This window comes from Acidobacteriota bacterium (assembly GCA_026393755.1).
Classification (GTDB): Bacteria; Acidobacteriota; Vicinamibacteria; order Vicinamibacterales; family JAKQTR01; genus JBAXOX01.
This window is the reverse complement of record JAPKZO010000020.1, coordinates 24,087-33,091: the sequence shown is the minus strand read 5'-3', so window position 1 is coordinate 33,091 and position 9,005 is coordinate 24,087. Positions and strand designations below refer to the sequence as shown.

Sequence of the window (9,005 nt, the reverse complement as noted above, 5' to 3'; positions counted from 1 at the left end):
GCCCAGAAGCAGACCGCCGCACGCAGGTCTTGAAATCGTCCCCAGTAAGTGCCGCAGCGAACCGTAAGCCGAATTCTGTACCCCTCGACTCGGCCCGAGCGCCCGTGCTGTACGAGCGCCGAAGGCCTCGCTCGGGGTGACGACCATTCCTCTAGCCCCGCCATCGCTGACGGGGTCCAGCAACCTACCCGGAGGCATCGGGCGGGCCACCCTGTTGCGCCTCCCTATTTGGTCTTGCTCCGTGCGGGGTTTTGCCTGCCACCCGCGTTGCCGCGGGCGCGGTGCGCTATTACCGCACCTTTTCACCCTTACCCTCGCCGTGGCCCGGTATTGCCGGTTGGGATCTCCCTCCTTCTTCCTGTACCCCACTTTGCTGGAGCGGCGCACTTGGAAGGAGTTGTCGCGCGCGATCCTCTGCGCGACACTCCTCACCCAAGTGGCTTGCTCGGCGCACTTGGAAGGAGTTGTCGCGCGTGATCCTCTGCGCGACACTCCCGAACCGGCACTACCGGACCACGACGCGGGCGGTATATTTTCTGTGCCACTTTCCTTCAGGTCACCCTGACCGGGCGTTACCCGGCGCACTGCCCTGCGGAGTTCGGACTTTCCTCCCTTCCCGGTGATGCCGACGGCATCCGTACCGCCCGCACTCCGGAAACAGCGGTCGTCTGGCTCACTGCGGCGAAACGCTGACCGGTTCCAGCGCCCGTTCTGGCGGCGCACGCAGGCCGCCGTACGCAGGCGACGAAACCGTCCCCACTAGTCTCCCTCCTGCTTGATATTGTACAGCTCCAGCTTCTTGTACAGGTTACTTCTCGGCGTCCCGATGACTTCGGCCGTCCTCGAGATGTTCCAGTTGTTCTCCCGCAGTTTCTCCACCAGGAATGTCCGCTCCGCGGATTCCTTGAATTCGCGAAGCGTGCCCGCGCGTTCCGGCACGGCGTCCGGCGCTGGCTGGCGCGACGCCGATCGGACCGTCTCTGGCAAGTCGTCTTCGCCGATCACATCACCGGGCGTCATGATCAGGACCCGCTCGACGGTGTTCTTCAGTTCCCTGACGTTGCCCTTCCACCGGTAGCGCTGCAGCAGCAACATCGCATCCGGCGAAAACCGTTTCGGCCGGAAGTTGTTCTCTCTCGTGAACGCGTCCGCGAAGTGTTTGATCAGGAGCGGGATGTCGTCGGTCCGCTCACGCAGCGGCGGCACGGTGATGGGAATGACGCTCAGCCTGAAGAACAAATCTTCGCGGAACGTCCCTTTCTCGATTTCCTGCTCGAGGTCTTTGTTGGTCGCGGCGATCACACGCACGTCCACCTTCATCGTCCGCGAGGAGCCCAGCCGCTCGACCTCGCCTTCCTGCAGGACGCGCAGTACCTTTGCCTGGGTCTTCAGGCTCATGTCGCCCACTTCGTCGAGGAAGATCGTGCCCCGATCCGCCTGCTCGAACTTGCCGATCTGTTTCTCGGTCGCGCCGGTAAACGATCCCTTCTCATGTCCGAACAGCTCCGACTCAATCAGATCGTCCGGGATGGCGGCGCAGTTCACCTGGATGAAGCGCTCGCGACTGCGCAGGCTGCTCTTGTGAATCATGCGGGCGACCAGTTCCTTGCCCGAACCGCTCTCACCCCGGATGAGGACGGTCGCCGTGGTGGGCGCTGCCCGGCGGACCGACTCCAGCACCCCGTCGAGGGCGGCGCTCGTCCCGACCATCTCTGATCGCGCTTCGAACTTGAGCTGCAGCGATCGGTTCTCGTCGCGAAGTTGCGTGAATCCCAGGGCGTTCCGGATGGTCAACAGCACGCGCTCGGTGGTGAGCGGCTTCTCGATGAAGTCGAACGCGCCCATCTTGGTGGCCTCAACCGCCGTTGCCACCGTGGCGTGGCCAGAGATCATGACCACCGGCAGCGAATCGGCCACCCTCTTCAGGCGCCCCAGCACCTCCAGGCCGTCCATGCCGGGCATCTTGATGTCGAGGAAGACCAGATCGACGGCCTCGTTCTGGACCACGCCAATCCCCTCCTCCCCGGTCGCTCCGCCCACGAACTCGAACCCTTCGTATTCGAGAATCATGCGCAGCGAATCGCGGATGGCCGCTTCGTCGTCGATGACAAGAATGCGTGATTTCATCTCCCGGTCATTCTCCCACGATCAGCCGCACGAACGCGGCCTCGTCGATGATCGGCACGCCGAGCGACGCTGCCTTCCCGAGCTTGCTGCCGGCTTCCGCGCCGGCCACCACGTACGACGTCTTTTTGCTGACCGAGCCCGCCACACGCCCCCCGTGCGCCGTAATGGCCGCTTCGGCCTGCTCCCGGGTGTAATCCGTCAGCGTTCCGGTGAGCACGAACGTGCGGCCGGCCAGCGTCTGAGGCACGACCTGGCTGGCGCCGCTGCCGATCAGGGTGACACCCGCAGCGCGCAATCGATCCACCAGCGCGCGATTGTGCGGCTCGTCCAGAAATGCCCGCAGGGCATCCGCCACGACGGGGCCGATGTCCCTCGTCTTCTCGAGCTCGTCCCGACTCGCCCCGAGCAGCGCGTCGATCGATCCGAACGCGGCGGCCAGGGCCTGCGCGCCCCGCTCGCCCACGTGCCTGATACCCAGCGCGTACAGCACTCGCCAGAACTCGTTCTGTTTGCTGGCCTGGATCTCGGCAGCCACATTGAGGCCGACCTTGCCCAGTTTTCGGGGACGCGCACGATCGGATTTCGGATCCTTGGGCGCCACGACCAGGCCCTCGAGCACCGACGGGGTGAGTCCGTAGAGGTCGGCGGCATCCCGCACCAGTTCGGCGTCGACCAGGGCATCGACCAGCGACTCACCCAGTCCCTCGATGTTCATCGCCTTGCGCGAGGCGAAGTGCAGCAGGCTGCGCCGGATCCGGGCCGGGCACGCGACGTTGACGCAGCGCCAGACCACCTCGTCTTCGGGGCGGGTCAATCGGCTTCCGCACGACGGACACGTCGAAGGCATCTGCCACGCAGGCCGTCCATCGGGGCGGCTGCCGGCAACCGGACCGATCACCTTGGGGATGACGTCCCCGCCCTTCTCCACGATCACCCTGTCGCCCGGCCGGACGTCGCGGCGCGCAATCTCCTGCTCATTGTGGAGCGTCGCCATCTGCACCGTCGATCCCGCGAGCCAGACCGGTTCGAGCACGGCATACGGCGTGACCGCACCGGTTCGCCCGACGCCGACCTCGATACGCAGCAGTGTCGTCACCGCCTGTTGCGCCGGGAATTTGTAGGCCGTGGCCCACCGCGGGAACTTGGCCGTGACGCCCAGTCGATCCCGCAGCGCGAATCCGTCCACCTTGACGACCACGCCGTCGGTGTCGAAGGGCAGTCTGTCGCGGGCCTCGGCCCATCGCTCGATACAGCGGGCGAGCGCGTCCGGCCCCTCGCACGTTTCCCAGTGAGGCTCCACCGGCAACCCCCACTGCCGCATGCGTGTGAGCGCGCCGCTCTGACTCGTGCTGCCGGTCCGCCCGTCATCCATCAGTTGATAGACGAAGGCCGACAGTCGGCGCCGGGCAACCAGAGCCGGGTCCAGATTCCGCATCGTGCCGGCAGCCGCGTTTCTGGGATTGGCAAACACCGGTTCGTCGGCGTCCTCCCGTTCGCGGTTGACCAGATCGAATGACGCTCGCGGCAGGTACACCTCGCCGCGAATCTCGACTCGACCGGGAGCGGCGCCACTCAGCCTGAGGGGGATCGCACGGATGGTCCTGACATTGGCGGTCACATCCTCGCCTCTGACGCCGTCGCCGCGCGTCACCCCGCGACGGAGCTCGCCGTCCTCGTACGTCAGGGAGATGCTCAACCCGTCGATCTTCAGCTCGGCGACGTACGTCACCGGATCAGCGGCTCCGCCGGATTCGGCCAGCCCCCGGCGCACGCGTTCATCGAATGCCCGCAACTGTTCGACGTCATAGACGTTGTCGAGACTCAACATCGGCGAGGCGTGTTCAACCGTCGCGAATCCCTCGGCGACGCGGCCGCCGACGCGCTGACTCGGCGAATCGGGCGTGACCAGTTCGGGATGATCGCGTTCGAGGGCCTTCAGTTCGTTCATCAGGGCGTCGAACTCGCCATCTGAGATCTGCGGCGCGGCCAGCACGTAGTAGGCCTCCTCGTGCTGGCGAATCCGATCACGCAGTTCGGCGATTCTGGCGGCTGCGGTCATAAACACCATCGTAGGAAATGAGGTCCGACCCCAATTCCGCGCCTGAGTCTGTTCCAGAGGATTGTACCGCGAGCCGGGAAAGTCTACCGGTCCCTTGACAGGACGTAGTCCGGGAGCGCCATCAAGGCCTCCCGTTCGGGGCTGGGCGGAAATACGTGGAGCGCCTGCTTGGCCTCCTCCACGAAGGTCACCGCGCGGGCGTAGGCATCCTCGATGGCATGATGCTCGACCAGTTTGCGGCTGATCGCCTCCCACTGCTCGCGAGACAACTCGCGGTCGCGGACGGCCGCCCGGACCAGGTCTCCGGTTGCCGCATCCGCCGTCTTCAACAGGTTGATCACCGGCAGGGTAATCTTCCCTTCCCGCAGGTCGCTTCCCACCGGCTTCCCGAGCCGCTCGATACTGCCGGTCAGATCGAGCAGGTCGTCGACGAGCTGGAACGCCACACCCATCTTGAATCCGTACTCGCCGAGCGCCGTCACACGTTCCGGCGATCCCTTTGCCAGCATGCCGCCGATCCGAGCGCATCCGCTGAACAGGTAGGCGGTCTTACGTCGAATGATCTCGAAGTGCTCTTCTTCGGTGAGGTCCGGATCGCCGTTCTTGGTGAGCTGATACAGCTCTCCTTCGATCATCCGCAGCGTGACGTCGCACAGCAGGCGGATGATATCGAGCTCGTCGTACGTGAGCGCGAGCGCCATCGACTTGATGTAGAGGTAGTCGCCAAGCAGCACCGTGACGTCATTGCCCCACTGCGAGTGGACCGCCAGCCGGCCGCGGCGCATATTCGAATCGTCGATGATGTCGTCGTGGACGAGCGTCGCGGTATGGACAAACTCCACGACCGACGCGTACAGCACGGCGCGGTCGCCGCGGTAGCCGCACAGCCGCGCCGCCATCAGCAGCACCGCTGGGCGAACCCGCTTGCCGCCGCTCGACTGAATGTACTTGCCGATCCGGGGAATCAGATCAACCTGCGACTGGACGTGCCGGCCGAATTCCGCGTCGACCCGCTCGAGGTCTTCACGGATAGGTTCGAAGATGTGGGTGAGGTCGAGAGCGGTGTTGTTCACGAGTTTGGCGCGTCTTGTCATCTCAACACAATCACCGGAGAGTGTCAACGCGCGGGCGGGACCTGAACTCGGCCTCCATAGGGTGGATCCAGAGGGGTGTGAGGTCGGTCTACGGCCGGAAGAGATCCCGGTAGTTTCGGGTGACCGCCCTCGAGAAGTCGCCGGGTGTCATGTGGTGAATGCCTGCGACCGATTCGCCCACCCGAACGACCCACGCCGGCTCATTGCGCTGGCCGCGATAAGGGGCCGGCGCGAGATACGGACAATCGGTTTCAATGAGCAGCCGATCCAGAGGCACCGCCGCCGCCGCCGCCTGGACGCGCTCTGCCTTCCGAAACGTCACGATGCCCGAGAACGACACGTAGAAACCCATGGCCACGGCCATCAGCGCCAGGTCGCGATCGCCAGAGAAGCAGTGGAACACCCCGCCGACGTCACCCCGGCCGATGTCGTCGAGCACGCGAATCGTGTCGCTGTCGGCCTCGCGAGTGTGAATGATCACCGGCAGCGCCAGCTCTCGCGCCAGCGCCACCTGGGCCGAAAACACGTCTATTTGAACATCGCGCGGCGCGAACGTGTAGTGGTAATCAAGGCCGATTTCGCCGATCGCGCGGACCAGCGGCTCCCGTGCGATTCGCTCTCGCACCAGGTCGACCGCCCTGCCGGCATGTCCGGCAAACGCTCCCGCTCGATGCGGATGCACACCGGTGGCCAGGCGAATCCGGTCCCACTGCTCGCCGACGACACGGGCTCTGGCGAATTCCGCCTCATCGCTGGCCTCGAGAACGCACAGAGCGTCCTCGACGCCCGCCGTTCTGGCGCGCCCCACCACGTCCGGCAGGTCCGCCACAAACGCCTCATCGGCCAGATGACAATGGGAATCGATCATGGCGGCTACATCTCGTTCGCCCCGCGCCCTGCGCGATCCAGATACGCCCGGGTCGCAGCAGCGTGCACGTCCTTGACAGGGACCTTCTGTGCCGCGGCGAGTCGCGCGCAGTCTTCGAACTCCGGCGCCGCGTTGGTGACGCGCTCACCGCGTCTTGCGATCTTGATTCGGATCTCGCCGTACCGGGTCGAGACCGTCGTCCATTCCCGATGAAGACACTCGCGCAGCATCTCCTGGTGGCGGACGCCAATCGTCGTGGTTTCCTCGAACAGCATGTCGAGGGCGGCTTCGCGCAGGGACACGGGCGTGATTACCGTGACCAGCGTGCCCGGACGGCTCTTCTTCATCTGCACCGGCGTATAGAACACGTCGAGCGCACCCAGATCGTAGAGCCGTTTCATCAGGTACCCGAACACCTGCGGATTCATGTCGTCAATATTGCACTCGAGCACGGCCACCGTCGACTGTGCGTCCGACTCGCGCGTCTCGCCGATCACGGCGCGTAGCACGTTCGGATGACCCTCGATCTCACGGCTTCCCGCACCGTAACCCGCCTGTCTGACCGTCATCGCCGGCATCGGCCCGAACGATGCCGCGTGGCCCGTCACCAGCAACGCGCCGGTCGGTGTCACCAGTTCCATGGGCGTTCCGCTCGAATAGATCGGCGCGCCCTCGAGCAGTCGTAAGGTCGCGGGCGCGGGCACGGGGAGGCGGCCATGTGCGGTTTCGACGGTGCCCGCACCGACGTTCAGCGGCGACGACACCACGCGGCCCACGCCGAGTTGCTCGATCGCCCACACGGCACCAACGATGTCGACAATTGAATCAAGCGCGCCCACTTCGTGGAAGTGCACGTGCTCAACAGGAATGCCGTGAATGTCGGCCTCCACCGCGCCCAGCCGCCCGAACAGGTCGATCGCCTTGCGCCTGATCGATGCCGCCAATGGCATTCCCTCTATGAGCGCCACGATCTGCGAAAGGTGGCGATGGGCGTGATGGCCCTCAGGTCCGGCATCGGCCGGCTCAACCACGGCGAACCGCGTGGCGGAAATGCCTGAGCGCTGCACGCGCGAGGCCTGCAGTTCGCACCCGGCCGGCAGAATGCCGGCGAGGGCGGCCTGGAGACGCTCGATTGACAGACCCATGTCGATGAGTGCGCCGAGCAGCATGTCGCCCGACGCGCCCGACGAACAATCCAGATACAGCACTGTGCCCATAAATCGTCCTGCTACCTGAGGCGTCCGAGCTCTCTGAAGCTCAGGTACCGCGTCTCCGTCAGAATCAGATGATCGACCACCTCGATGCCCATCAACTCGCCCGCCTCGACCATACGCTTCGTCAGCGCCATGTCGTCCGCACTCGGGGCGGGATCCCCAGACGGATGATTATGGAACAGAACGATGCCGGTTGCGCGGGCCGACACCGCTTCGCGAAACACGTCGCGGGGATGGACGACACTGCGATCGACCGTCCCGACCGACAGGATGCGGGTGCGCAGCAGCTGATGCCGGGCATCGACCAGCACGATCCCGAACTGTTCAACCGCGCGGGCGCCGAATTCGGGGAGCAGGTGGAGGGCCACGTCCTTGGGTGTCGACAGTCGCAGCTTGACGGGCGGGGTCTTGAGCAGCGTGCGCCGGCCGAACTCCAGCGCCGCCAGCATCTGCGCGGCCCTCGCCACACCCACTCCCTGCACGCGGCAGAGATCGTCAAGGGTGGCCTTGATCAGACCGTGCACGCCACCCACCGTCTCGAGAATCGCGTTGGCCATGGCCAGCGAGTCCATGTCGCTCGTGCCGGAGCCCAGGATGACGGCCAGCAGTTCGTTGTCGCCAAGCGACGTGGCGCCGAGCCGTTCGAGCCGTTCGCGGGGACGATCGCGGGGCGACAGGTGTCTCACGCCGCCAATCCAGTGCAAGAATCGATCACAACGCCCCTCCCCGCTCCGGGGGCCCGTCAACGCCGTGAAATGGGGCGCGTTGCGCCCCCGAGAACGGATGGTCAGAACGGCGCTGGAAATGACGCTGCTAACTTCTGCGACGTCGGCCGTCAACCCAGTACGAAGGAATTTCGTACCGTCAGACCCCATCTTCGCTGGCGGACCGGTTCAGCCGTTTGTCGAGCAGCCGGCTCGAAACCACATTCGAGAGCGCCCGAAGCATTGACGACTTGACGCCCGGATGTTCGCCCTCGAGGTCGAAGATGATCCGCTTGACGCGTTGACGTTGAAGACCCAGGTTGCCGCACGAGGGGCAGCCGCAGCCGACAATCGGCAATCCGGATTCCCTGGCGTACGCGCGGGCATCATCCTCGCAGACCAGCACCAGCGGCCGCACCACCACGTGCTGTCCCTTGTCGGACACCAGGCGCGCCGGCATGCTCTTCAGTGCGCCCGCGAACAGTAGATTCAGCAGCAGCGTCTCGATGAAATCGTCACTGTGATGACCAAGCGCGATCCGGGTCACCCCGAATCGATCCGCCAGTCGATAGAGCACGCCACGCCGGAAGCGCGCGCACAGCGAGCAGGGGGTCTCAGCCGGATCGAGCAGATCGTCGATGGTTTCGCCGATGTTGGTGTGCTCAACGTGGTGCTCCCAGCCCCGTTCGGCGCAGGCGCGGCTGATGGCCTCGTGCCGAAAGCCGGGGTACCCGGAATCAACCGTCACCGCGACGAGGCTGAAGGCGATCGGCGCGCGCTGGCGCAGCACGTCCAGAATCTGCATCAGCGCCCAGCTGTCCTTGCCACCCGACAGGCCGACCATCACGCGGTCGCCATCGCCAATCAGATCGTACTCCGTGATGGCGCGCGTGACCTTGCGCGCCAGTCGCGCTTCGAGCGTGCTGCGATACGACATTC

At 65.2% G+C, this 9,005-nt stretch carries 7 protein-coding genes and 1 other RNA gene; all 8 read right to left on the bottom strand.

Annotated elements, in window-relative coordinates:
- Positions 1-49 precede the first annotated feature (49 nt).
- Positions 50-680, bottom strand: an RNA gene (gene rnpB / locus NTV05_07765) — RNase P RNA component class A.
- 79 nt (positions 681-759) lie between these two features.
- Complete coding sequence (locus NTV05_07760) at positions 760-2,127, bottom strand: sigma-54 dependent transcriptional regulator (protein ID MCX6544298.1); 1,368 nt, start codon at positions 2,125-2,127, stop codon at positions 760-762.
- A 7-nt stretch (positions 2,128-2,134) separates the two neighbouring features.
- Positions 2,135-4,195 (bottom strand): NAD-dependent DNA ligase LigA, encoded by a 2,061-nt coding sequence (ligA, locus tag NTV05_07755; GenBank protein MCX6544297.1) that lies wholly within the window; start codon positions 4,193-4,195, stop codon positions 2,135-2,137.
- Positions 4,196-4,269: 74 nt separating this feature from the next.
- Positions 4,270-5,280: a polyprenyl synthetase family protein gene (locus tag NTV05_07750; GenBank protein ID MCX6544296.1), complete on the bottom strand. Its 1,011-nt coding sequence runs from the start codon at positions 5,278-5,280 to the stop codon at positions 4,270-4,272.
- Positions 5,281-5,368: 88 nt separating this feature from the next.
- Positions 5,369-6,148: a TatD family hydrolase gene (locus tag NTV05_07745; protein ID MCX6544295.1), complete on the bottom strand. Its 780-nt coding sequence runs from the start codon at positions 6,146-6,148 to the stop codon at positions 5,369-5,371.
- A 5-nt stretch (positions 6,149-6,153) separates the two neighbouring features.
- Positions 6,154-7,365, bottom strand: a complete 1,212-nt coding sequence (gene larC, locus NTV05_07740) for a nickel pincer cofactor biosynthesis protein LarC (protein MCX6544294.1) — start codon at positions 7,363-7,365, stop codon at positions 6,154-6,156.
- Positions 7,366-7,376: 11 nt separating this feature from the next.
- Entirely contained in the window at positions 7,377-8,048 is a 672-nt protein-coding gene (radC, locus tag NTV05_07735) for a DNA repair protein RadC (GenBank protein MCX6544293.1), read from the bottom strand.
- Between the two features lie 178 nt (positions 8,049-8,226).
- Positions 8,227-9,003: a tRNA 2-thiocytidine(32) synthetase TtcA gene (gene ttcA, locus NTV05_07730; GenBank protein MCX6544292.1), complete on the bottom strand. Its 777-nt coding sequence runs from the start codon at positions 9,001-9,003 to the stop codon at positions 8,227-8,229.
- Between the last annotated feature and the right edge of the window lie 2 nt (positions 9,004-9,005).

Bases quoted from the DNA above. Each gene is read 5' to 3' on its own strand.
- ligA (MCX6544297.1), bottom strand. From the start codon at position 4,195: ATGGTGTTTATGACCGCAGCCGCCAGAATCGCCGAACTGCGTGATCGG.
- NTV05_07760 (MCX6544298.1), bottom strand. From the start codon at position 2,127: ATGAAATCACGCATTCTTGTCATCGACGACGAAGCGGCCATCCGCGAT.
- larC (MCX6544294.1), bottom strand. From the start codon at position 7,365: ATGGGCACAGTGCTGTATCTGGATTGTTCGTCGGGCGCGTCGGGCGAC.
- NTV05_07745 (MCX6544295.1), bottom strand. From the start codon at position 6,148: ATGATCGATTCCCATTGTCATCTGGCCGATGAGGCGTTTGTGGCGGAC.
- ttcA (MCX6544292.1), bottom strand. From the start codon at position 9,003: ATGTCGTATCGCAGCACGCTCGAAGCGCGACTGGCGCGCAAGGTCACG.
- NTV05_07750 (MCX6544296.1), bottom strand. From the start codon at position 5,280: ATGACAAGACGCGCCAAACTCGTGAACAACACCGCTCTCGACCTCACC.